At 41.2% G+C, this 24,431-nt stretch carries 25 protein-coding genes; 15 read left to right on the top strand and 10 right to left on the bottom strand.

Annotated elements, in window-relative coordinates:
• Positions 1 to 4 precede the first annotated feature (4 nt).
• From QZ995_RS05465 to fabF, 3 genes are all read right to left on the bottom strand, one after another.
• Positions 5 to 532: a transglycosylase SLT domain-containing protein gene (locus QZ995_RS05465; protein WP_301804041.1), complete on the bottom strand. Its 528-nt coding sequence runs from the start codon at positions 530 to 532 to the stop codon at positions 5 to 7.
• A 343-nt stretch (positions 533 to 875) separates the two neighbouring features.
• Positions 876 to 1,865 carry a tryptophan--tRNA ligase gene (gene trpS, locus QZ995_RS05460; protein ID WP_301804039.1) on the bottom strand — a complete coding sequence of 330 codons (990 nt, stop codon included), beginning with the start codon at positions 1,863 to 1,865 and terminating at the stop codon, positions 876 to 878.
• Positions 1,866 to 2,042: 177 nt separating this feature from the next.
• Entirely contained in the window at positions 2,043 to 3,290 is a 1,248-nt protein-coding gene (fabF, locus tag QZ995_RS05455; RefSeq protein ID WP_301804036.1) for a beta-ketoacyl-ACP synthase II, read from the bottom strand.
• A 141-nt stretch (positions 3,291 to 3,431) separates the two neighbouring features.
• Between fabF and QZ995_RS05450 the strand changes: the two genes are divergently transcribed.
• Positions 3,432 to 4,274, top strand: coding sequence for a helix-turn-helix transcriptional regulator (locus tag QZ995_RS05450; RefSeq protein WP_301804034.1), 843 nt, complete (start codon positions 3,432 to 3,434; stop codon positions 4,272 to 4,274).
• Between the two features lie 209 nt (positions 4,275 to 4,483).
• On the opposite strand, the gene gyrB is transcribed toward QZ995_RS05450, so the two are convergent.
• The 6 genes from gyrB to dnaA form a co-directional block, all read right to left on the bottom strand.
• A complete protein-coding gene (gene gyrB / locus QZ995_RS05445) occupies positions 4,484 to 6,406 on the bottom strand; it encodes a DNA topoisomerase (ATP-hydrolyzing) subunit B (RefSeq protein WP_301804033.1) in 1,923 nt (640 codons plus the stop codon).
• On the bottom strand, positions 6,406 to 6,699 hold the full coding sequence (gene remB, locus QZ995_RS05440; protein WP_301804032.1) for an extracellular matrix regulator RemB: 294 nt from the start codon (positions 6,697 to 6,699) through the stop codon (positions 6,406 to 6,408). The genes gyrB and remB overlap by 1 nt, the downstream gene beginning before the upstream one ends.
• Positions 6,700 to 6,709: 10 nt before the next feature.
• A complete protein-coding gene (recF, locus tag QZ995_RS05435) occupies positions 6,710 to 7,828 on the bottom strand; it encodes a DNA replication/repair protein RecF (protein WP_301804030.1) in 1,119 nt (372 codons plus the stop codon).
• 14 nt (positions 7,829 to 7,842) lie between these two features.
• The gene (yaaA, locus tag QZ995_RS05430; protein ID WP_003333982.1) at positions 7,843 to 8,061 is read right to left on the bottom strand and encodes a S4 domain-containing protein YaaA; all 219 of its coding nucleotides are present in this window, start codon (positions 8,059 to 8,061) and stop codon (positions 7,843 to 7,845) included.
• A 30-nt stretch (positions 8,062 to 8,091) separates the two neighbouring features.
• Complete coding sequence (gene dnaN, locus QZ995_RS05425) at positions 8,092 to 9,231, bottom strand: DNA polymerase III subunit beta (protein WP_301804027.1); 1,140 nt, start codon at positions 9,229 to 9,231, stop codon at positions 8,092 to 8,094.
• 234 nt (positions 9,232 to 9,465) lie between these two features.
• Positions 9,466 to 10,827 carry a chromosomal replication initiator protein DnaA gene (dnaA, locus tag QZ995_RS05420; RefSeq protein WP_301804025.1) on the bottom strand — a complete coding sequence of 454 codons (1,362 nt, stop codon included), beginning with the start codon at positions 10,825 to 10,827 and terminating at the stop codon, positions 9,466 to 9,468.
• 587 nt (positions 10,828 to 11,414) lie between these two features.
• Here dnaA and rpmH point away from each other — a divergent pair.
• The 12 genes from rpmH to QZ995_RS05360 all read left to right on the top strand — a co-directional run bounded on the left by rpmH (position 11,415) and on the right by QZ995_RS05360 (position 22,354).
• Positions 11,415 to 11,549, top strand: coding sequence for a 50S ribosomal protein L34 (gene rpmH / locus QZ995_RS05415; RefSeq protein WP_003333985.1), 135 nt, complete (start codon positions 11,415 to 11,417; stop codon positions 11,547 to 11,549).
• Between the two features lie 184 nt (positions 11,550 to 11,733).
• Positions 11,734 to 12,102, top strand: a complete 369-nt coding sequence (gene rnpA, locus QZ995_RS05410; protein WP_301804020.1) for a ribonuclease P protein component — start codon at positions 11,734 to 11,736, stop codon at positions 12,100 to 12,102.
• 6 nt (positions 12,103 to 12,108) lie between these two features.
• Positions 12,109 to 12,330: a membrane protein insertion efficiency factor YidD gene (gene yidD, locus QZ995_RS05405; protein ID WP_004432969.1), complete on the top strand. Its 222-nt coding sequence runs from the start codon at positions 12,109 to 12,111 to the stop codon at positions 12,328 to 12,330.
• A gap of 34 nt (positions 12,331 to 12,364) precedes the next feature.
• Positions 12,365 to 13,132 (top strand): membrane protein insertase YidC, encoded by a 768-nt coding sequence (gene yidC / locus QZ995_RS05400; protein WP_081873098.1) that lies wholly within the window; start codon positions 12,365 to 12,367, stop codon positions 13,130 to 13,132.
• A complete protein-coding gene (gene jag, locus QZ995_RS05395) occupies positions 13,129 to 13,770 on the top strand; it encodes an RNA-binding cell elongation regulator Jag/EloR (protein WP_301804016.1) in 642 nt (213 codons plus the stop codon). Before yidC ends, jag begins: the two co-directional genes overlap by 4 nt.
• A gap of 151 nt (positions 13,771 to 13,921) precedes the next feature.
• Positions 13,922 to 15,298, top strand: coding sequence for a tRNA uridine-5-carboxymethylaminomethyl(34) synthesis GTPase MnmE (gene mnmE / locus QZ995_RS05390; protein WP_301804014.1), 1,377 nt, complete (start codon positions 13,922 to 13,924; stop codon positions 15,296 to 15,298).
• 11 nt (positions 15,299 to 15,309) lie between these two features.
• Entirely contained in the window at positions 15,310 to 17,211 is a 1,902-nt protein-coding gene (gene mnmG / locus QZ995_RS05385) for a tRNA uridine-5-carboxymethylaminomethyl(34) synthesis enzyme MnmG (RefSeq protein WP_301804013.1), read from the top strand.
• Between the two features lie 12 nt (positions 17,212 to 17,223).
• Entirely contained in the window at positions 17,224 to 17,940 is a 717-nt protein-coding gene (gene rsmG / locus QZ995_RS05380; RefSeq protein ID WP_301804011.1) for a 16S rRNA (guanine(527)-N(7))-methyltransferase RsmG, read from the top strand.
• Positions 17,941 to 18,546: 606 nt separating this feature from the next.
• Positions 18,547 to 19,401 carry a nucleoid occlusion protein gene (noc, locus tag QZ995_RS05375; protein ID WP_301804009.1) on the top strand — a complete coding sequence of 285 codons (855 nt, stop codon included), beginning with the start codon at positions 18,547 to 18,549 and terminating at the stop codon, positions 19,399 to 19,401.
• 178 nt (positions 19,402 to 19,579) lie between these two features.
• The gene (locus QZ995_RS05370) at positions 19,580 to 20,338 is read left to right on the top strand and encodes a ParA family protein (protein ID WP_003344627.1); all 759 of its coding nucleotides are present in this window, start codon (positions 19,580 to 19,582) and stop codon (positions 20,336 to 20,338) included.
• Complete coding sequence (locus QZ995_RS05365) at positions 20,335 to 21,180, top strand: ParB/RepB/Spo0J family partition protein (protein ID WP_301804008.1); 846 nt, start codon at positions 20,335 to 20,337, stop codon at positions 21,178 to 21,180. The genes QZ995_RS05370 and QZ995_RS05365 overlap by 4 nt, the downstream gene beginning before the upstream one ends.
• A 13-nt stretch (positions 21,181 to 21,193) precedes the next feature.
• Entirely contained in the window at positions 21,194 to 22,354 is a 1,161-nt protein-coding gene (locus tag QZ995_RS05360; protein ID WP_301804007.1) for an aminotransferase class V-fold PLP-dependent enzyme, read from the top strand.
• 58 nt (positions 22,355 to 22,412) lie between these two features.
• On the opposite strand, the gene yyaC is transcribed toward QZ995_RS05360, so the two are convergent.
• Positions 22,413 to 23,036, bottom strand: coding sequence for a spore protease YyaC (yyaC, locus tag QZ995_RS05355; protein WP_301804005.1), 624 nt, complete (start codon positions 23,034 to 23,036; stop codon positions 22,413 to 22,415).
• Positions 23,037 to 23,242: 206 nt separating this feature from the next.
• Between yyaC and QZ995_RS05350 the strand changes: the two genes are divergently transcribed.
• Both QZ995_RS05350 and QZ995_RS05345 read left to right on the top strand, forming a co-directional pair.
• Positions 23,243 to 23,494: a DUF3343 domain-containing protein gene (locus QZ995_RS05350; RefSeq protein WP_301804004.1), complete on the top strand. Its 252-nt coding sequence runs from the start codon at positions 23,243 to 23,245 to the stop codon at positions 23,492 to 23,494.
• A 22-nt stretch (positions 23,495 to 23,516) separates the two neighbouring features.
• Positions 23,517 to 24,431 carry a mechanosensitive ion channel family protein gene (locus tag QZ995_RS05345; RefSeq protein WP_301804003.1) on the top strand — a complete coding sequence of 305 codons (915 nt, stop codon included), beginning with the start codon at positions 23,517 to 23,519 and terminating at the stop codon, positions 24,429 to 24,431.

Genomic DNA, 24,431 nt, shown 5'->3' with positions numbered 1-24,431 from the left:
TTGATTATGTGAATAGTCGTTGGTATTGCTCATACTTTTTCTGAATCGCTTCATATGCTGTTTGAAATGTTCTATCCTGTTTAAACTGACCATCTTTGTTTCGTAATAAAAAAGCACGAATAATCTCTTTCTGTGTTTTACCTGCCTTCTCCCAATGGCTTATCATAAAAGCCCCCATATGGATCGCATGATCAGGGTTGGCCAGCATATCTGGTGTGAATCCTTTCCAATCCATAATCTCAGCGAATACCTGAGCCGTAGTATCTTTCAAAAGAATCAATCCATTTAACTGGTTTGGCCGGTATTCTTTATTTTTAAAATTTGTTTCGTAAGAGATTAAAGCAGCTAGCAATGCTGGATCAGTCCCGTATTGTTTGGAATAGGCTAATATCTCTTTTTCGTAAGGCACGTTGTATTTCAAAGTCTGATACTTATAAAAGCTGGCCCCTGAACCAATGATTGTAGCAAGTACAACTAAAAAAATAATGGATATAAGACCCATTCTTCTCTTTCTGTGTTCTTGTCCCATCATGTCTCACCCTCGCTTCCTTTCATAAGCTCATAGGTGAATGCAAATTATTGCTTCGTGATCATAGGTTTATTTTATAAAACACCAGGTTTTATTCCCATCGGTTTAGCTTTCATCAATCTTACATTTTTGTAAGGGATCAATCCTATTCACACAGGGAAAATCGAATGTCGTCGAGGACTCGGATAAATTGCGCTTTTTATTGCTTTTGTTTAGTTTTAATTAAATTGTTTCACGTGAAACTTACTTTGCCTCCTCCAAGCTTTCACGAAATATCATGCTTCGACAAACATGAAAAAGAGCCATTCCCAATTAAGAGTAATGGCTCTTCTCCTGTATTTTCAGCTTATATACGCAATAATCCCATTGCATCCTTTACACGATTGCACGTCTGTTCTGCAATCACACTTGCTTTTTCAGAACCGGCTCGCAGAATTTTGTCCAGCTCTGCTACGTCGTTATACTCATTAAAACGTTGCTGAATCTTACTAAGCTGCTCGGTTACAACTTCTACTAGGTCTTTTTTCAAAGTACCGTATCCTTGCCCCTGATAACGTTCTACTAGCGATTCAATAGATTCATCAGCGAACATACTATAGATTGTTAGCAAATTAGAGATACCAGGCTTGTTTGTTTCATCAAAAGCAATGGAATTCTCGGTATCAGTTACTGCTCGCATAATCTTTTTCTTAAATACCTCTGGGGTTTCCAAAATCGCAATGCGACTCGCTTCACTCTCTGCTGATTTGGACATTTTTTTCGTCGGTTCGTCGAGAGCCATGATGCGTGCCCCAAATTCCTGGATTTTTGGCTCTGGAATGACAAAAGTCTCACCATATTTATTATTAAATCGTTCTGCAATATCGCGAGTTAACTCAATATGTTGCTTTTGGTCGTTCCCTACAGGCACGTGGGTCGTATCATACAATAAGATGTCAGCAGCCATTAAGACTGGATACGTAAACAGACCAACATTGACGTTCGCTTTTCCTTCTGCTTTATCCTTAAATTGTGTCATGCGATTTAGTTCGCCCATGTAGCTGGCACATTGCAATAACCAGCCAAGCTCAGCGTGTTCCTTTACATGTGACTGAATAAATACAGTAGCTTTCTTAGGATCAACGCCGCATGCTAGATAGATTTGAGCAATTTCACGCGTACGTCTGCGCAGCTCTTCTGGATCCTGAGCAACTGTAATCGCATGCATATCTACTACGCAATAAAAGGCTTCCGCATCTGGCTCATGCTGTAATTCTACAAATTGCTTAATTGCACCTAAATAGTTACCTATTGTTAGGTTACCAGATGGTTGCACCCCTGAAAAAAAACGTTTCAATGTATCCACCTCTCTACTTTTAACAGAAATAAATCTTATCCTGATTTTATTTTCGTTTTTCTTTACATAAATTATAGCATGAGAGGGTTTTCTTCCGATAGTTGCGTCTTGGATTAACAGAATTAGCCTCATTTCAATAAAAAAGATACTAATAATCCATTAAGGCAAGATAGTCGTCTAGGACTGGTTAGAATCCCAAGCTTGAAGGACAATAACTGCATTATGTCCACCAAATCCAAAGGAATTGGACATTCCTATTCTCATTTCTGCCTTCCGAGCTTTATTAGGAACATAGTCCAAGTCACAAATCGGGTCTTGGTTATCCTGATTAATGGTAGGCGGAATAATTCCTTCTTGCAGAGTCTTTACCAATGCGATAGCCTCAACAGCACTGGCTGCCCCTAACATGTGTCCGGTCATGGATTTATTTGCTGTCACAGGAATTTGGTATGCTTTTTCTCCAAAAAGCCGTTTGATTGCAGCTGTTTCTGATCGATCCCCAACCTCGGTACTGGTAGCATGGGCACTAATCACATCGACCTGCTCCGGTTGTACTCCAGCCTCTTGTAAAGCTAGGTTCATAGCCTGATAGGCACCTTTTCCTTCTGGATGAGTAGCTACAATATGATACGCGTCCGAACTAGCACCGTAGCCCAGCACCTCAGCATAAATACGAGCATTTCTTTTTTGTGCATGCGTTAAGGATTCAAGAATCAGGATACCTGCCCCTTCAGCCATAACAAAGCCATCACGATCAGCATCAAATGGTCTGCTTGCCAATTCTGGCTGATCATTTCGGGTAGATAGTGCTGTTGCATTTCCAAAACTAGCGACAGCCAATTCTGTAATAGCCGCTTCTGTACCTCCCGCAAAAACTACATCAGCACCGCCATATTTGATCAGGCGCATCGCTTCGCCAATAGCTGTATTTCCGATTGAACAAGCTGTTACTGGAGACATACTTGGCCCCATCGCTCCATATTTAATGCTAATCATAGAAGACGCCATATTAGCAATCATCATGGGAACTAACAATGGACTCACACGATCTGGACCTCTCTCCTTTCGTACTTGCTCTTGTCCCATCATGGTTTGAATGCCGCCAATGCCAGAGCCAACATAGACGCCTAAACGCTCTAAATCAATTTCATCAAGTACAAGACCAGAATCTATTAGAGCCTGCTCAGCAGCTGCCAAAGCAAACTGACTGAAACGATCCATGCGGCGTGCCTCTTTATGTCCAAAAATGGCATCTGCATCAAAGTCCTTAACTACCCCAGCAAACTTGGTTTTATACTTGCTAGTATCAAATGTATCTATATATGAAATTCCGGATGTACCTTGTACCAAATTACTCCAAAAGCTCTCTACATCATTTCCCATTGGTGATACAACACCCATACCAGTAATTACTACCCTTTCCATAGGCATTCTCCTTTACTTAGATATTTGGAAATGTTTTAATTTCTTCTTATCTCTATCTTGGCAAAGCCTATATCCTATTACAAGTTGTTATTTATCCTAGTATAATTAGTACCAGTATAAGCAGTAAGGAGGAATCATAGAATGAATAAAAATGCCCGACTTCAGGCACTTTCTACCTTTTTAAAAAATCAAAGAGCAAAGATTACGCCCGAGTCGGTTGGCCTCGTAGCAGGTGTCCGCAGAAGAACGCCAGGATTACGCAGAGAAGAAGTCGCCCAGCTAGCTGGTGTCAGCACCACCTGGTACACCTGGCTGGAGCAAGGACGCGACATCACCGTTTCCAAATCAGTAGTCGATGCTATCGCTACTGCCTTGCAGCTAACGGTGGATGAGCAGAAATACCTACATTCATTAGCACTTGGAGCTGGGCCTGTTATCTCAAAAAATACGGGGGAAATAACGGAAATTCCGCCTTCTTTGCAAAAAATTTTACAAGAGCTGCGTTTTTGCCCCACGATCGTCTCGAACAGCAGAAGTCATATTTTGGGCTGGAATGCAGCGGCTTCCCATGTATTTTTGGATTTTAACCAGATTCCCTACGAGGAGCGTAACTTACTAGGCCTGATATTTACTAGAAAGGAATTGCAGCGTTTAGCTGTTAATTGGGAGCATTTCGCTAGTGGCTTTTTATCCATTTTCCGGGCCTCTTATGGGCAATACGTAGAGGATGAATGGTATAGTCAATTCGTAGAGAAAATGAAAACCGTCCATCCTGATTTTCAGCGGTTGTGGGAACAGAGCGAGGTCAGCTCTGCGCCGGAGGTTTACATTGAATTTAGACATGCTAAAGCGGGAAAGATGTTATTCCATCTCACCTCCTTGCAGGTTCAGGGAAGCGGGGACTTACGCTGTAGTATTTACACTCCTGTGCCGCAGTCCACGACGGAAGCTAAGCTAAGGAAGCTGATGGAGGAGGTGCTCTAAAATCGTATCAAATAATGACGGCACTAGCTTCAGGGGTAAATAATCGGGAAAAGGGGAAGCTTAACCAATACGTACAAAAGCACATAGAGATGGGCCAAATTCCTTTTTCCTGCAAAACAAAAAGCTTGCCCCGTAAAGGACAAGCTTTTTATCTCTTATTGAATGAATTTGAATTCTGGTGCTTCACTCCGATATGGACGGGACCCACCTTAAATATCCAAATTGCGTACGTTGCGAGAGTAGCTTTCAATAAAGTCACGACGCGGCTCTACTTCATCACCCATTAGAGTTTGGAAGACCATATCTGCATCAATAGCATCTTCTAGGTCTACCTGTAGCAAAGTACGAACTGAAGGGTCCATTGTTGTTTCCCACAATTGCTCTGCATTCATTTCCCCTAGCCCTTTGTAACGCTGAACGTTAGGCTTAGGAGTCTCTTTTAGCTGGCTTAAGATTTGGTCGCGTTGACGATCATTAAAGGCATATTGAATTGTTTTTCCTTGCTTAATACTAAAGAGCGGCGGCTGTGCAATATACACAAATCCGGCTTCAATTAGTTGACGCATATAGCGATAGAAGAAGGTTAACAATAGCGTACGGATGTGAGCGCCATCGACGTCGGCATCTGTCATGATGACGATTTTATGATAACGCGCTTTGCTGATATCAAAATCCTCACCAATACCGGTTCCAAGTGCAGTGATGATCGTCCGAATCTCGTTGTTGCCTAAAATTTTATCTAGTCGGGATTTCTCTACGTTCAATACTTTACCACGCAACGGTAAGATCGCCTGGAAATGACGATCGCGTCCCATTTTCGCAGAACCACCCGCAGAGTCACCCTCTACAATAAACAATTCGCTCTCGGATGCATCTTTGGAGGAACAATCCGCTAGCTTACCCGGCAGGGCACTTACTTCCAAGGCATTTTTACGGCGAGTCAGCTCACGTGCCTTACGAGCCGCTTCACGCGCTCTAGCAGCCATCAGGGACTTCTCTACAACCTTTTTGGCTACAGCAGGGTTCTGTTCCATAAATTCCTGGAATCGCTCAACAAAGACCGATTCTGTGATGCTGCGGGCTTCAGAGTTCCCTAGCTTGGTTTTGGTTTGTCCTTCAAACTGCGGTTCAGGAATCTTAACGGAAATAATCGCTGTAATTCCCTCACGTACATCATCGCCAGACAAGTTTTGATCTTTTTCTTTCAGGAAATTAAATTTACGGCTGTAATCATTAATTACGCGAGTTAAGCCTGCTTTAAAACCAGCCTCGTGTGTTCCACCCTCATGCGTATTAATATTATTGGCGAAAGAATAGATATTGCTTACATAGCTATCATTGTATTGAATGGCTACCTCTACCTGCAATCCGTCTTTTTCGCCTTCACAGTAGATCACTTCATCATGCAGGCTTTCACGGTTTTTATTCAGAAACTCCACGTAGGATTTAATTCCGCCCTCATAATAAAAATCATCACGGCGTTCTTGACCCTCGCGTTGATCCTCTAACGTAATCCGCAAGCCTTTATTTAGGAAAGCTAATTCACGTATCCGCTTTTGCAGCAATTCATAGTCGTATACGGTTGTTTCCGTAAAAATAGTTGGATCTGGTTTAAAGGTAATGGTGGTACCAGTTGTATCTGTTTCACCAACGATTTTCAGTTCTTCCTCCGGCGCACCAACATTAAAACGCATGGAATAAATGTTTCCGTTTTGTTTAACAGTAACAGTCATCCATTCTGAAAGAGCATTAACAACAGAGCTACCTACCCCGTGTAATCCCCCAGAAACCTTATATCCGCCACCGCCGAATTTACCCCCGGCGTGTAGAACGGTTAGAACCGTTTCTACTGTGGATTTCCCCGTTTTTTCATGAATCCCTGTAGGAATGCCACGCCCATTATCAATCACGGTGATCGTATTATCTTTATGAATCAATACGTTAATTTCCGTACAATAACCTGCCAGTGATTCGTCGATAGAGTTGTCTACGATCTCCCACACCAAGTGATGTAGACCTCGACTGCTAGTAGAGCCAATGTACATACCTGGGCGTTTACGTACCGCTTCTAAACCTTCCAGTACCTGTATCTGACTGGCATCATAGTTTTGATCTTTAGTTGTTACATCCACTACTCAGTCAACTCCTTACTATCAGTTTGTACAGGGGGAAACAGCTCACTGTGCTGTATAAACTGCGCACGTTTTTTCAAGGTAAGCGAAGAAATGGGCGAACAGTAAATAGCACGATCCGTAATTACGTAGGATTTAATCTCTTCCGACTGCTGATCAATCAGGCGTTTTTCTTTCTTCTGATCTCCCATAAATGTGAGGGATATCTTCGAGTGCTTAACCGTTTGATGATCAATGATAGAGATAACCTCCTTCATACTAACAACCGTATCTCCTCCCACGTGCAGAAACATACACTTCACCTTACCCTTCTTTGGAAATGGCCCCCTCTTGCACATTAAAGCGAGTTGCTTGCTGTAAGACCTGATGCTTTAATCCTTCCACACCTGTTGTCGTTACAAACGTTTGAATTTTATCTTGTATCGTTTCAAGTAATAATGTTTGTCTATGCTCATCCAGTTCTGACAAGACGTCATCAAGCAAAAGAATCGGATATTCCCCAACTTCTTGCTTAATCAGCTCAATTTCGGCTAATTTTAAAGATAAAGCCGTTGTTCGCTGCTGACCTTGTGAGCCAAATGATTGTACATCCATTTCGTTTACCAAAAGAGAGAAATCATCACGATGAGGTCCGATTAGTGTACTACCTCTCATCTTTTCCCGTTCAAATATCTCTTCATAAGCAGCCAGCAGCGCTTGAAGAGCTTCTTCCTCTTTCATCTCTTTGGTAACAGGAGAACTATTCACATAATGCAAACTCAGCTTCTCTTTACCATCTGTAATTCCAGCGTGGATTTCTTGAGCCCATTGCTCTAATTTACTAATAAACTCAAAACGCTTCCTTAGTAATTTTACAGTTAAATCAGCTAATTGTGTATTCCAAATTGCCATAAGGTCGGTCTGACTGCTCTTTTTCATGGCAAGGTCCTTCAACAGCTGGTTTCTCTGTGCCAACACTTTATTGTAATTGCTCAAGTGGTAGATATATGTTGGAGAAACCTGACCGATTTCCATGTCCAGAAAGCGTCTGCGTTGGGCTGGAGCGCCCTTTACGATTGCTAAATCCTCTGGCGCAAATAACACAACATTTAAAGAACCGATATAGTTACTCAATTTTTTCTGCTCTAAACTATTGATTTTAGCCTTTTTACCTTTATTGGTCAACTGCATCTCTAAACGAACAGATCCGTAGCGTCGATTGACTTCACTACGGATCGCCGCATAATCTGCATTCCACTTAATCAGTTCTTTATCCTTGGAGGTTCGGTGGGATTTGGCCAGAGCAAGTACATAGATAGATTCTAATGCATTAGTCTTGCCCTGCGCATTATTCCCCACGAATAAATTAATCGGTCCGGTAAAATCCAGTGAAAGCTCTCTGTAATTTCGATAGTTAGTCAAAAACAGATTACGTAAGAACAAAGGGCTTACTCCTCTCAGCGTACAGCCACTTGATAAGAGCCGTACCCTTCAATAACCACTAGATCATCTGGATATAGCTTACGACCACGGCGGTTTTCTTTTTCTCCATTTACCATAATGGGAACCTCAGCTAAAAAAGGCTTAGCCATTCCACCCGTATCAATTACTGAACTTAGTTTTAAAAACTGTCCAAGCGTAATATATTCTGTAGAAATGTAAACTTTATCTGCCATGTGGGAAAACTCCTTTAAGGTGGCTACCTCTTAATACGTACGAACTGGCAAGATTAGATGTAGACTCCAATCATGATCAGTAGGTCGAATAATAAATGGGCTCATTGCCCCAGTAAAGCTAGTGACAATCTCAGAGCTGTCAATGGAACGAAGTGCATCAATCATAAACTTTGCGTTGAAGGAGATTTTTAATTCCTCCCCAGTGCATTGTTTTGGCTGAATGGTTTCCGTTACTTTTCCGATCTCTGGTGCATTCGACGAAATTTCTACATTTCCATCCGGCAATGTTACCAATTTTACCACATTGGTTTTTCCTTCACGGCTTAATAGGGAAGCACGCTCAATGGATTGTAAAAATTCTTTGGTTGATAAAACAATCTCAGTTTTACAGCCCTGTGGAATAATACGATTTGTATCTGGATAAGTTCCCTCTAACAGTCGGGAATAGAATAAAATATGGTTTGATTTTACTAAAATTTGATTGTCAGCTACAACGATATCAACCAAGTTTTGATCATCATCTATAATCTTTACCAATTCATTACAACTTTTACCCGGTACAACAATATTATAGAACCGTAGGGATTCAGAACACTCTACTTTCGCATTGCGAGAAGCAAAACGGTGGCTATCTGTCGCTACAAATTTTAGTATTCCCTCTTCTAATGTCCACATAATCCCTGTTAAGATGGGGCGCATTTCAGAAGTGGCAACCGCAAAGGAGGTTTGGCGAATCATTGTTTTTAATAAATCGCTTGGAATGCTAAAAACTTTATCCTCTTCTAGTTGAGGTAATTGAGGATATTCATTAGCATTTAGACCATTGATCGTAAACTCGGCTTGACCGGAACGAATCAACGTAAGTAAACGTTCATCTACGCTAATATCAATTTCATTGGCTGGCAATTTACGTACAATTTCACTAAAAATACGTGATGGTAGCACGATGCTGCCCGGTTCGTGTACAGTAACCCCCCAATTTTCTCCCTCTTCTAATGGAACATGCACCTCAATAGAAATATCTGAATCACTGCCAGTTAATGTTAAGCCTTCTTCATTTGCGGTTAGCTTTATACCTGTCAAAATGGGAATCGTTGTTCTAGTTGATACAGCTTTGGCCACATGTGAAACAGCAGTTGATAGTTTGTCACGTTGGACTGTAATTTTCATTATACCTTACCCCCGTATACAAGGATTTGTTCTGCAAAAGAATTATGCATAATTCCGTATGCTGCATGCATATTATAATAAGTAATCTTTTATATTAAAAAAATAATAGTAGTAATAGGAGCTGTGGATTTGTGGATATCCTCAAAAACCGCTGAAAAGTAAAGCCTATACACATGTGGATAAGTTGTGTATAGGCTTTTTAGGTTATTCACAAATGTACACAGGAATAATAGTTTAATGGCCAGCCTTCAATTTTTCAATAAGGTTTTGGATGGTGGCCTGCAATTGAGGATCAACTGCTAATGATTTCGAGATTTTTTCATGGGCATGGATAACCGTTGTATGATCTCGGCCGCCAAATTCGTCCCCGATTTTAGGGAGTGAGGCATCAGTAAGCTCACGAGATAGATACATGGCTATTTGTCTTGGAAAAGCAACGGATTTTGTGCGTTTTTTTGCTTTAAAATCCTCTAACTTTAACGTGTAAGCTTCACCAACTGCACGTTGAATATCAATAATTGTAATGATTTTTGGCTTAGAGGAAGGAATGATATCCTTGAGGGCCTCTGCTGCCAATTGCGTATCAATGTCGCGATTAATCAGAGAAGAATAAGCAACAACGCGAATCAAAGCACCTTCTAACTCACGAATGTTGCTATCGATCTGATTGGCAATATAAATCATAACCTCATTCGGAATGTCCAGATTCTCGGCTTTGGCCTTCTTGCGCAGAATGGCAATTCGAGTTTCCAGATCAGGTGGTGAAATATCTGTGATCAAGCCCCATTCAAAACGGGAACGCAATCGATCCTCCAAAGTAGGAATTTCTTTTGGCGGTCGATCGGATGAAATGATGATTTGTTTGCTTTCTTCATGCAGGGCGTTAAAAGTATGGAAAAATTCTTCCTGCGTTGATTCTTTTCCAGCCAAGAATTGAATATCATCTATAAGCAAAACATCTACACTACGATATTTGTTGCGGAATTCAACCGCTTTATTATCGCGAATCGAGTTAATAAACTCATTCGTAAATTTTTCAGATGATAAATAGACCACTTTCGCAGATGGATTATGCTGAACGACATAATGGCCAATCGCATGCATTAAGTGCGTTTTACCAAGTCCTACACCACCATAAATAAAAAGTGGATTGTAAGCTTTCGCAGGTGCTTCAGCTACGGCTAGTGAAGCTGCATGGGCAAAACGGTTCCCCGAACCAATTACAAATGTGTCGAATGTATACTTCGGATTTAAGATACTAGGCGGTTGATCATCGCCAGCTAGAGGTTGAGATACTAATTTTGCTTTCGCCATAGGTAACTCATCAGTAACACCGAAGTCGGGATTTTGGGGAACGACAAACTTCACCTTCATATGGATGCCTGTCGTTTCATAAAGCGTTTCTATGATAAGTGGTGAATAGCGAGATTCGAGCCAATCACGAGCAAATTCATTTGGAGCGACTACAATCAAAGAGTCTTCCTCTAATGCAGTTGCCTTTGTCGCCTTCAACCAGGTGTCGAAGCTAGGCTTGCTTAATGTTTTCTCGATTTTAGCTAAAACTTTCCGCCATAATTCAATAATCGTTGCGTCCACCTAGTAAATCCCTCCTTTCAGCACTACACAGGCATTGTGGATAATTAAAAATGCTAAATCATATGTCATCACGGAATCCCGTACCTTCTCGAGAAAAAAATAAGACAATTATCCGCATAGCTGTGAGTATCTTATTCACAATGCAGAATATCTGTCCACAACCTTATCCACATGCTGTGGAAAAGTAAAAATCTGATTTCACTTATCAACGGATCAAAACAAAAACATGATATCAAATAAAAGCCATGATATCAATGGTTTTTTAATAGTTATCCACAAACACAACAAATAGTAGCCTTATTCTATCAACACCCCTATATTTTGTGTGCAACCTGTAGATAAATTTGTAGAAAACTTTTCTGTGGATAAAAAAGATATACACAGGCGCGGGAAATAATCTTTTGTGGATAGTTATTTATAGTAGAAAATAGACGATGAAAAGAAAAAGGACAGATGTAGGAAGAAGAGAATGCAAAAGTAGAGGGATTAATTTGGAAAAAGGGATTAGAAGTCGAGTAACTTGACTTTTTGATTATTTCTTTATATAATTCCAAAGAATGCTTGGAGGACGGAGGTGTAACTTCAATATGAGACCTACATTTAATCCTAACAACCGTAAACGTAAGAAAGATCACGGGTTCCGCAAACGTATGAGCACAAAAAATGGCCGTAAGGTTTTAGCTGCCCGTCGTCGTAAAGGTAGAAAGGTGCTTTCCGCTTAGGCCACATTTTAAAGTGGCCTTTTTCTATAGATGCTACTAAAGAGTACCTCTATAGAAAAAGGTGAGAGAATATATGTGAGGAGCCAGCCCTGTCTGGCTTCTTCCTTTGTTTCTTGGTAATACTAGAAGCAGTGGAATGCGCCCTTTTTTTCCACTATAATGTTGATGGTAGGGGTGTCCACCAATGCATCGCTCGCATCGATTGCGAAAAAATGAAGAGTTTCAGAAGGTTTTTCAAAAGGGAAAATCGGCTGCTAACAAACAATTTGTTATTTATACATTAGAAAATCAGGGACAAGCCACTTTTCGAATCGGGATCTCTGCTAGTAAAAAAATTGGCAACGCTGTCACACGCAATAAAGTTAAGAGACTCTTAAAAGAAGCGATTGCTGCGATTGAAGATCGAATCAAGCCTCATTTGGATATCATTGTAATTGTGAGACCAGGGGTAGAAGAGATGCCGCTTGCTTCCATACAAGGCTCTTTAATGCATGCTTTAAAAAGAGCAAAAGCAATAAAGGCGGTTGACATACATAACGAAAAAAGAGGTTAGATGTTAATGAAGAAATTTTTGATTGGGTTTATCCGCTTTTATCAGAAATTTATTTCACCATTAAAGCCTCCAACCTGTCGATTTGCGCCTACGTGTTCCTTTTATGCGATTGAAGCCATACGCCGTTTTGGTGTATGGAAGGGTGGGTGGTTAGCTATTGTGCGAATTGCCAAATGCCATCCCTTTCATCCAGGAGGAATTGATCCAGTACCAGAGAAACATAAATAATATAACTTTCCTTAACTAAAGGAGGAACATGTCTTTGAGTAGTCGTATTCGCTATGTCCTTCTGCTTGGATTGCTTATGGTAATTCTGGCAGGATGTGGGACTGATATTGCACATCCTCCGCCAATTGGTCCTGAATCAACTGGAATCTGGGATAAATTCTTCGTTTATCCGCTATCTTGGCTGATCAAGGAATCCGCACTTTTACTTGGCGGTAGCTTCGGGCTTGGAATTTTGGTTGCGACGATTTTAATTCGTACGTTGACATTGCCACTTAACGTGAAGCAAATTAAATCTTCCAAGGCAATGCAGGTCATTCAACCTGAACTTCAGAAAATCCGAGATAAGTACAAGAATGATCCACAAAGAGTACAGCAAGAGACCATGTTATTATTCCAAAAAAATAACATTAACCCACTGGCAGGATGCTTACCATTATTGGTTCAAATGCCTATTCTTATTGCTTTTTATAATGCGATTATTCGCACGAGCGAAATTAGAGAGCAGTCGTTTTTATGGATGCAGCTAGGTGAAAAGGACCCGTTCTTTATCTTGCCTGTTTTAGCTGCTCTGACAACATTCCTGCAACAAAAAATGATGGGTTCCGCGATGCAAAACAACCCTCAAATGCAAATGATGTTGTACATGATGCCTATCATGATTTTGGTAATTTCTATGACGTTACCTTCTGCCCTTGCTTTGTATTGGGTATACGGTAACATCTATATGATTATCCAAACGTATTTCTTATACAAAGATAACCGTACTACTCAGAAAAGTCCCAAGGGGGGAGCTTCCAAGTGAAAAAAGCGCTAGCTTCAGCCAAAACGATTGATGAAGCTGTTGAAAAGGCACTGCGAGAACTTGGAGTATCAAGAGACAGAGTAAATGTTCGCGTACTAGAAGAGCCAAGTAAAGGATTTCTTGGTTTGATAGGTACGAGAGATGCAAAGGTAGAAGTGGAAGTGCAGTATGATCCGATTGAAGAGGGACGCGCATTTTTAGCTGATGTATTAAAGCAAATGAACCTCAATGTGAAAATCGATTCCCAAAAACAATCAGAAGGTACCGTTTTCCACATGATTGGTGAAGATCTGGGCATGGTGATTGGTCGACGTGGCCAGACATTGGATTCCTTGCAATATTTGGTTAACGTTGTAGCCAATAAACATGCAGAAAAGCACGTTCGCATTATTTTAGATGCAGAAAATTATCGAGCAAAGCGCAGAGAAGCACTGGAGAAATTAGCTTATCGTCTTGCTCAAAAAGCGATTCATACCAAACGAAACGTACGTTTGGAACCAATGACAGCGGCAGAACGTAAAGTGATTCACGCCTTTTTGCAAACACGTACTGATGTCATTACCTTCAGTGAAGGTGAAGAACCGCATCGTTATATTGTGGTTGCACCAAAAACAAAGGAAAAAGAAGCCTCGCGCTAGGCTTCTTTTTTTTGTGCGTTTTACCTGATTTGATTTTGCCAATACTGTGGATAAGTCGCAATGGCAGGCGCTCTATTCATTGTGGAAAAAATGTGATATGCTAAGGCGTTAGGAAAAGAATGCCTACTTCATAGTTTTGAGGTGAAATATAGTGAATATGGATACGATTGCAGGTGTGGCCACGCCCATGGGGGAAGGTGGGATTGCAGTCATTCGCGTGAGTGGCGATGATGCAATTTCAATTGTGGATAAAATCTATCGCGGCAAAAATAAGTTATCCACTGTGGATAGTCATACGATAAATTACGGTGCGCTGGTAGATCCAGTTGCTAATGAGCAAGTAGAGGAAGTACTGGTTTCTGTGATGAAGGCACCACGCACTTTTACACGGGAGGATGTAGTGGAAATCAATTGCCATGGAGGTTTGATTTCTGTAGAGAAGGTCCTCGATCTCGTGTTGGAGCATGGAGCAAGATTGGCAGAACCGGGGGAATTTACGAAAAGGGCCTTCTTAAACGGCCGTATTGATTTATCACAAGCTGAAGCTGTTATTGACCTGATTCGGGCTAAAACGGATAAAGCTTTAAAGGTAGCCTTATCACAAGTAGAGGGAAAGCTGTCCAAGCTTATTAAGGGCTTGCGTCAGGAGTTAATAGAAGCAATGGCTCATATTGAGGTAACGCTTGATTATCCTGAGCATGATGTGGAAGAGTTTACCCAGAATTTCCTCTTAGGTAAGTGTGAGGATGTAAAACAACAAGTGGCTCGTTTACTACAAACGGCTAAACAAGGTAAAATCCTGCGCGAGGGATTATCTACTGCGATTATCGGAAGACCGAACGTTGGAAAATCGTCATTATTAAATAGCTTCGTACAGGAAGATAAAGCGATTGTAACAGAGATTGCTGGGACGACTCGCGACGTTATCGAGGAATATGTAAATGTAAGAGGGGTTCCTCTTCGTCTAATTGATACAGCTGGAATTCGGGAGACAGATGACATTGTTGAAAAAATCGGTGTAGAAAAGTCTCGCCAAATTCTTCAACAAGTCGATTTAGTGTTGCTTATGGTAAACTATAATGAGTTTTTAAACGATGATGATCTAGCTATTTTTGAGGCTGCTAAAGGCTTGCAGGTAATCATTATCGTCAATAAAACTGATTTACCGCAAAAGCTGGATATAGATAAGGTAAAAGAGGCTTTTCCTCATGCACCTTTGATTTTAACGTCCATCAAGGAAGAGAAGGGAATTGATCAGTTAGAGCAAGCTATCGCCCATCTATTCTTTACAGGCCGTGTCCAACAGGAAGATATGACATATGTCAGTAACGCCCGCCATATTAATTTGCTGCGTCAGGCCGAACAGGCAATGGCGGACGCTATTGACGGCGTCCATCAACAAATGCCGGTAGATATGGTGCAGATAGATATTAAAAAGGCGTGGGAGTTATTAGGAGAAGTAATCGGAGAGAGTGTTGGCGAGGACTTAATTGATCAGATTTTCTCCCAATTCTGTCTCGGTAAATAGGAGGTAGAAACATGAGCACAACATACAACGGCGGGGAGTTTGACGTAATTGTTATCGGAGCAGGTCATGCAGGGTGTGAATCTGCGTTGGCAGCTGCTCGCATGGGATGTCAAACCCTGCTTATCACGATCAATCTAGATGCTGTAGCCTATATGCCTTGTAACCCATCAGTAGGTGGTCCTGCAAAAGGACACGTAGTTCGTGAAATTGATGCTTTAGGCGGCGAGATGGGTAAAAATACAGATAAAACCTATATTCAAATGCGGATGCTCAATACAGGAAAAGGCCCGGCTGTTCATGCGTTGCGTGCGCAAGCGGATAAGTTTGCATACCAGCATGAAATGAAGAAAACGATTGAAAATACGCCAAATCTCATTTTGCGTCAAGCGATGGTTGAGGAGCTAATTGTCAATAACGGCGTGTGTGAAGGGGTTATTACGAACACTGGAGCACAGTATAAAGCGAAGGCAGTCGTTGTTACCACAGGAACATACTTACGTGGAAAGATTATTATTGGTGATCTTCAGTATGAAAGTGGACCAAATAACATGCGTCCTTCCGTGCGTTTGGCTGAGCATTTAAAAGAATTGGGCTTTGAGCTTGTTCGTTTTAAAACTGGGACACCTCCTCGTGTGCATAAAAGCAGCGTTGATTTCTCCAAGATGGAAATTCAGCCGGGTGATGAGGAGCCACGTGCATTTTCATATGAAACAACAGCTTCGATTCCTGATCAATTACCATGCTGGTTAACATATACGAATTTGGAAACTCATGAAGTGATCCAGGATAATCTGCATCGTGCTCCGATGTATTCTGGTGCAATTGAAGGAACCGGGCCACGTTATTGCCCTTCTATAGAAGATAAAGTAGTACGTTTCAATGACAAACCGCGTCATCAAATCTTCCTAGAACCAGAGGGGCGTCATACAGAGGAGATGTACGTACAAGGTTTGTCAACCAGTCTGCCTGAGGATGTTCAATTAAGCATGCTTCGTTCTATGGATGGTATGGAAAATGCTAAAATGATGCGTCCTGGTTATGCCATTGAGTATGATTCCATTGTGCCTACACAATTGTGGCCTTCATTGGAAACAAAATTGATAGAAGGTCTGTTTACAGCAGGACAGATTAATGGTACATCAGGCTATGAAGAGGCAGCGGGACAAGGTCTAATGGCAGGGATAAATGCAGCCCGCAAGGTACAGGGAAAACCTCCAGTGATCTTAGGCCGCGAGGAAGCATATATGGGTGTTCTTATTGATGATCTAGTTACCAAGGGGACGAATGAACCTTATCGTCTGTTAACCTCTCGCGCAGAATACCGTCTCTTGCTTCGTCATGATAATGCAGATATGCGTTTAACTGACATTGGTTACGAAATTGGTTTAATCAGTGAAGATCGCTACAAAAAATTTCAACAAAAACGCGAGCTAGTAGCAAAGGAAAAGGAACGTTTGCATTCAACTCGAATTCGTCCAGAAAACAAATTGGCTCAGGAGGTACTTCGAGAAGCAGGTACTCCTGAACTGACAGAGGTGATTGATCTAGCTCAATTATTACGTCGTCCAGAGGTAACGTATGAGCATATCCACCGCATTTCTCCTGCTCCAGAAGAGTTAAATATAGATGTTCGTGAGCAAGTAGAAATTCAAGTCAAATACGACGGATATATTCGTAAATCATTAGCTCAAGTAGAAAAAATGAAAAAAGTGGAGGAAAAGCTCATTCCGAAAAGTATCGACTATACAGTTATTTCCGGTATGTCGAAGGAAGCGCGTGAAAAGCTACAAAAAATTCGTCCACTAAACATTGGTCAAGCATCACGTATTTCCGGTGTAACGCCAGCTGATATCTCTGTATTGATGATTTATATGGAGCAATTTCATCGCATGCTAAACCAAGCCGCTGAATAGAGGGAGACTGGAATGAGCAAACAGAATTTTTCTGCACGCCTACAAGAAAAAGGGATTGTGCTTACTTCCGAACAATTGGACCAGTTTGATCAATATTATCGATTGTTGGTCGAATGGAACGAAAAAATGAATTTAACGGGCATTACCGAAGAGGATGAGGTATATAATAAGCACTTTTACGACTCCATTTCTTTAGCGTTTTATGTTCCGTTGCAGGATATGAAAAAAATGGCGGATGTAGGAGGGGGTGCTGGTTTTCCAAGCATTCCGCTGAAAATTTGCTTCCCTCATTTACAGATGACCATCATTGATTCCTTGCAAAAACGTATGAATTTCCTAAGTCATGTGGGTACAGAACTAGGTCTGACGGATTTGTACCCTGTGCATGGAAGAGCAGAAGAGATTGGACAGGATAAAAAGTACCGTGAACAGTTCGATATCGTATCAGCCAGAGCAGTGGCGCGATTGAATTTATTAGCAGAGTTTTGTCTACCTTTGGTTAAGCAAAACGGCTTGTTCGCTTCCATGAAGGGCCCGGATGTTACGCTTGAACTAAATGAGGCGAAGCGGGCTATAAAGCTACTTGGAGGTAAAACCCGTAAGGTAGAGAGTTTTGAGCTGCCTGACGAAGCGGGGGAGAGAAATATCATCCTTATCAACAAAATAGAGACAACTCCCAAAACATATCCGCGTCGTCCAGGCATTCCGGCTAAAAAACCATTGCTATAGTAGCTAGTTAAAGCATGTGTATCACGGAGAAGTTGGTCCCAAATGGGGCTAACTTCTTTTTATATTTGAGCCATAGGAATCCATTTTCCACATAAAAATAAAAGAAAACAGGAAAAGTTTCTGCCCAATTAGCCGTTATACAAAGAGAGATATTTCATCCAGATTTTGTTACTCTCTGATGCAAACCAAATTCCTGTATCTGTAGGAGAGGGCGGAGAGATCGAACGGAAGAAGATGAAGTGGAAAAAGAAGGGACAATATTTGTATTAAAGGTAAAGCGCAGGAAGAGAAATAAGACCTCGCCATGTTTCACGTGAAACACAAAGATTATCTGTTTCGTTGGCAGGATTTAAGCTTATGATGAAGAATACTTTGAAGCATAGAGGTGCCGGTTCTATCCGACATCGTCCTGTGCGAAATGTATAGTAACAAAAGCCTTAAGCCAGAGAAGAGATGTTCATATTCTTCTCTCTTTGCTTGTAAAGCGATAAATGTTGGGGAAAATGATAAACCTAAGGCTCTATCATCGCTGAATTTTGGCCATCAATAAAGAATTGGCCACCAAGAGTTTTTCTAACAGTGTGTAAAGAAGTGGGGGATTTCAGAATGACAGTAAAAAATCAATTTTCACGTTTGTTTGGTCTCTCGGATAAAGCGGAAAACGAGGAGATTAAGCAAATCCCAGTTGATGAGATTGTCCCCAATCCTTATCAGCCTAGAACTGTTTTTGACGATGAAAAAATTGAAGAATTGTGCCAAACCATTAAGACACATGGTATTATTCAACCGATTGTAGTTCGTGTTCGTAATAACCAGTTTGAGATCATTGCGGGAGAGCGCAGATGGCGTGCATCAAAGAAAATCGGTATGGAACGGATACCCGCTATTGTAAAAGATTTTAATGATACACAGACAGCTTCTATTGCTTTAATCGAGAATTTACAACGTGAAGGATTAACTGCTATTGAAGAGGCCTATGCTTATCAAAAACTTATTGACCTTCATAATTTAACGCAGGAGAGCTTAGCGCAACGATTGGGTAAAGGGCAATCGACCATCGCTAATAAATTAAGGCTTTTACACTTGCCTCAACAGATTCAGGAAGCACTCATGGCAAGACGAATTACAGAGCGACATGCACGTGCTTTGATACCGTTAAAGGATGCAGAGCTGCAAATTAAGCTGCTAGAAGAGATTTCTCTGCGGGAGCTTAATGTGAAGCAAACAGAAACCAGAGTGAAGCAATTATTGGAAATAATGGAGAATCCTAAGCCTGAGAAGGAAAAGCGGGGAAGATTTAAGGCTTTTTCACGTGATTCACGCATTGCTATCAATACTGTGCGTCAATCAATTGATATGGTTATTCAAACAGGGTTGCCTGTGGAAACCGATGAAGAGGATTACGATGAATATTATCAATTTACGATTCGTATCCCTAAAAATCAAAAACCTCAGACATAAAGCGGCATGAGCCGCCTTTCTTTTTCTGTATGATTATGTATATATGGAATACGGATATTATGTAAAATGTGTACTTTATCAACAAAATCGTTCTTACAAACAGCTAATTTTGCGCGAACAGCGTCAGGAATACGACAAGCTGCTCTCACAAGTAACATGTACAAATGAGGTGGAGATTTTGGGGAAAGTAATTGCAGTAGCCAATCAGAAAGGCGGCGTTGGTAAAACAACCACTGCTGTGAATCTAAGCGCTTGCTTGGCTAGTATAGGCAAAAAGGTTTTATTAGTGGATATCGATCCGCAAGGGAATGCTACAAGTGGTGTTGGTATTAATAAAGCCGATGTACGTTATTGCGTATACGATGTATTAATTAATGATATCAGTCCAATCGAGACAACTCTTCCTACTGAGATTGAGGGATTATCTATTATCCCTGCTACGATACAATTAGCAGGTGCAGAAATAGAGCTAGTACCTACCATTTCACGAGAAATTCGCTTAAAAAAAGCACTGGAGGTCGTGAAAGACAACTATGATTTTGTTATTATAGATTGCCCTCCGTCTTTGGGGATTCTTACAGTCAATTCGTTGACAGCCTCCGACTCGGTCATCATTCCCATTCAATGTGAATATTATGCGCTTGAGGGGCTTAGTCAGCTTTTAAATACAGTTCGATTAGTTCAAAAGCATTTAAATGCTAATCTAGCTATTGAAGGAGTATTGTTAACGATGCTAGATGCGCGTACGAATTTAGGCATTCAAGTAATTGATGAGGTAAAGAAATATTTCCAAGATAAAGTGTATCAAACAATTATTCCACGCAATGTGCGATTAAGTGAAGCACCATCGCATGGACAAGCAATCATCAGCTATGATCCACGTTCGAGAGGAGCCGAAGTTTATACTGAATTGGCTAAGGAAGTGGTCGGTATATGAGTAAACGCTTGGGAAAAGGGTTAGGCGCCTTAATAACCTCTAATTTGATTGAAGAGAGTGAGCAAGTTACAGACGTCGAAATCAGTGAGATCCGTCCCAATCCATACCAGCCTCGTAAAGAATTTGAACCAAAAGCTCTGCAAGAACTAGGGGAATCTATCAAGATTCATGGCATCATTCAGCCTTTAATCGTCCGAAAAAGTATTAAAGGATATGAGTTAGTGGCGGGAGAACGGCGTCTGCGTGCTGCTAAGTTGGCAGGCTTAAAGAAAGTCCCTGTTGTTATCAAAAGCTATACAGACCAACAGATTATGGAGCTTGCTCTCATTGAAAATCTGCAGCGGGAAAACTTAAATCCGATGGAAGAAGCCGAAGCATATTTTAAATTAATGGAGCATTGTTCCTATACCCAAGAGGAATTAGCGCAAAAAGTAGGGAAAAGTCGTCCCCACGTAACCAATATCATGCGATTGTTGCAGTTGCCCGATAAAATAAAAGAGCTAGTCGCTACGTCTTCCTTATCCATGGGACATGCGAGAGCGTTGATTCCTGTAGAAGATGCAGATTTACAATGGAAACTGGCTCGCGAAGTGATTAAGTACGAGTGGACAGTACGCCAATTGGAGGAAACGGTGAAACAACTGCATGTTTCACGTGAAACCAAGAAGAAAAAGCTTGCTACAAAGGAAAAGGTATACGTTCAATGGGAGCAACGTCTACAGAATCGTTTTGGAACGGGTGTTCAAATCAATAAAACGAATAAAAAGGGAAAGATAGAAATAGAATTTTACTCCGATGACGATCTGCAACGCATTCTTGATATTTTGCAAATAGAAGAGTAAAGGGGATTTTCCTATGTCAGTGACTTATTTGGATAATGCCGCATCTTCTTGGCCAAAGCCATCCCAGGTAAAAGAAGCAATGATAGAAGTATTAGACGATTTCGCAGCCAATCCTGGCCGTGGAGGACATGCACTGGCGATGAAGGCCAGTAAGGCGTTGTTTCGGACGCGTATACAGCTTGCTAGGTTGTTCGGGATTGAGAACCCGAATAACCTCTTTTTTTACCAAAATGCAACTCAAGCCCTCAATCAGGCGATAAAAGGCTTTCTACAGCCGGGGGATCATGTAGTAACGTCATCGATTGAACACAATTCTGTACGCAGGCCACTTGAATATTTGCGCGCGAAGCTTGGTATTGAAATTACCTATGTCAGGCCGCGTGAAGATCAGTTATTTTATGCTGAGGATTTTGCTCAAGCATTTCGGAAAGAGACCAAATTGCTTGTGGTTAGCCACGCTTCTAATCTAACAGGTGTTATCTTACCCATTAAGGAGCTTGGTCAACTGTGTGAGCATCATCGGCTTACTTTCTTGGTGGATGCTTCTCAGACAGCAGGTGTTTTTCCTATAGATGTTGCCGATATGAAGATTGATATGTTAGCTTTTCCTGGGCACAAGGGGTTATACGGACCACAAGGAACAGGATGCTTATTTGTCAGAGATGAGATTAATCTGGAGCCATTACTACATGGTGGTACAGGAAGCCAATCCGAGGCTATTGAGCAGCCAACGACCAGACCGGACCGCTATGAAAGTGGAACAGCTAATACGGTTGGTATTGCGGGTCTAGGTGCTGGTGTATCGTTCGTCCTGGAAACTGGGATTGAGAAAATTCATCAACAAGAATGGTCGTTAGCAAAAATGACCCTCGAGGAATTAATGAAGATAGACGGGGTGGAGGTATATGGACCTGATCTGTCAATCGAACGGGTTGGTCTGGTTGCGTTTAATATAAAAGGAGCAGATGCTTCTGAGATTGCCTTTATTTTAGACCAACAATACCAAATCGCTGTGAGGGCTGGTTATCATTGTACTCCGCTTGGCCATGAGACAGTTGGTACTGAAAAAAGAGGCGCTGTGAGAGCAAGCTTTGGGGTATTTAACGACGAAAATGACGTGAGACGACTGATTTCGGCAATAAGGGAAATTTCCGAGGCATTTTATGTCGGATAAAAGAGGATGAAGATGAAAAAGGCAACCTTACTAGTGTGTGAGGTCGCCTTTTTTACAATCAACTACCGTCTCGTATATACGGTATATCCTGATATGTGTAATCAATCTGGGAATACAATTGAGCTGTTGCTTTGTGAATAGCTGAGGCAATAATATCAGCCATACTGACTACAACATGTAGCCGAGTGTTTTGTAGGACGAAATACTCCATAAAGCCACCTACATTGACAATTCCGGTGATATGGAAGTGTCCGACAGCCGGTAACTCTTTTTTTACCCCCGCTCCTGGTTTCACTGGACCATCAGCGACGTTAATACATCCTACATGCTGGTATTGCCCTAAACAAGCATCAATGGCTACGATGAGAGCGTTAGGATGCTTTTCTGTTATCAGCGCGATCTGATCGGCAAGATTAACAGCATGCACAGGTGATTCAAGTGTCCCATATACAAAAATATCGTCAAGAAAATATGTGTGCAGACGAGAGCCAACCAAGGGACCTAAGGCATCACCTGTAGAGCGATCTGTTCCGATGCACAGGACTACTAGATCCTGATCTGCTGACTTTTGAAGGAAACGTTCATAAAGATGCTCAGATAATTTTCTCGCAGCTGACTCATGCGTGTGGTCAACCCTAAAGGGAGGATAAGAAACATCCCGATTCTCTTCAAATCGTTTCATAGATACCTCCACGAAATAAAAGTATTCCTAGTATATGGAGATTTAGGATGTTTTATACCTGAGGGGGGATTGAGATTAGAAATTGATTAAAAACTGCAAGAGAAAGTAGAAGAGAGAGTCGTCTCCGGGTAAAATAGATAATGCTTTACGAATAAGCTGGTGAGTAAAATGTGATAGAGGCTGGAGGAAAAGGAGAGGGCACAAAGATGGAAAATACCGTCTTGATTGCTTTTGATTCAACACAGCAAGCACTGCGGGCAGAGATGTTATTAGAATATGAGGATATCGAAATCGATACCCGACCGACGCCTAAGGAAATTACGGCTGGATGTGCACTATCTATTGAATTTCCCCGCGAGTCATTTGAACGCGCACTGGCTATCATCACTTCACAGAACGTAGTCATACGCGGATTTTTTCATTATGAAAATGGAACTTACGTAGAGATAGGTTTGTAAAAAAGAAAGGGGTTAAAGAGAATTGGAGGAAATACAACAGGACTTGAATGCTAATTTAACTGCATTTCAAAAGATGTGGAATCAGGTATACGGAGTACTATCAAATCCAGATTTTTGGGTGGATAAAGGGTTTGCTTTGCTTGGGATTATTCTTATTATTGTGTTAGCCCGGGTATTAGTAACCATTATTGGAAAGTCAGTTGATCGCATTTTTATTAATCGAGAAAAAAGTATGATTCAATTTGACAGACGTCGAGTAGATACGATGCGTATACTGGTTAAAAATGTGGCTAGATACACAATCTATTTCATTACTCTATTAGTGGTACTAAGACAGGTAGGACTAGATTTGCAGCCGGTATTAGTTAGTGCGGGTGTATTGAGTCTTGCTGTAGGTTTTGGAGCGCAGAGCTTAGTAAAAGATGTCATTACAGGATTTTTCATTATTTTTGAAGATCAATTTGCTGTAGGAGATATGGTAACGGTCAATGGAGTGACAGGGACCGTCATGGTTATTGGTTTGCGTATCACCAAAATTAAAAGCTGGACGGGAGAAGTGCATATCTTTCCGAATGGTACAATTAATCAAGTAACTAATTTCTCGGTTCAGAATTCAGTGGCTTTTGTTGATGTGTCTGTCGCTTATGAGGAAGATTTGACACATGTAGAAGAGGTTTTAAAGGAAATCGTAGAGAAAATGGGGAAAGAAGAAGAGGATATTGTCAATCAACCACAGGTATTAGGTGTTCAAGCGTTGGGACCGTCAGAGGTCATTATTCGTGTGACAGCAGAGTGTAAGCCTAATACGCATTTTGGCATTATGCGCAAGATGAGAGCACGAATTAAACAGGAATTTGTTCGTAGAGGTATTGAAATCCCATACCCTAAAACTGTTATGATGGGGAAAGATAATAAAGTGATAAATCCAGGTGGGTGA

This window comes from Brevibacillus laterosporus (assembly GCF_030489605.1).
Classification (GTDB): domain Bacteria; phylum Bacillota; class Bacilli; order Brevibacillales; family Brevibacillaceae; genus Brevibacillus_B; species Brevibacillus_B laterosporus_E.
The sequence above is the reverse complement of the archived record's forward strand: the minus strand, read 5'-3'. Positions and strand labels throughout refer to the sequence as shown.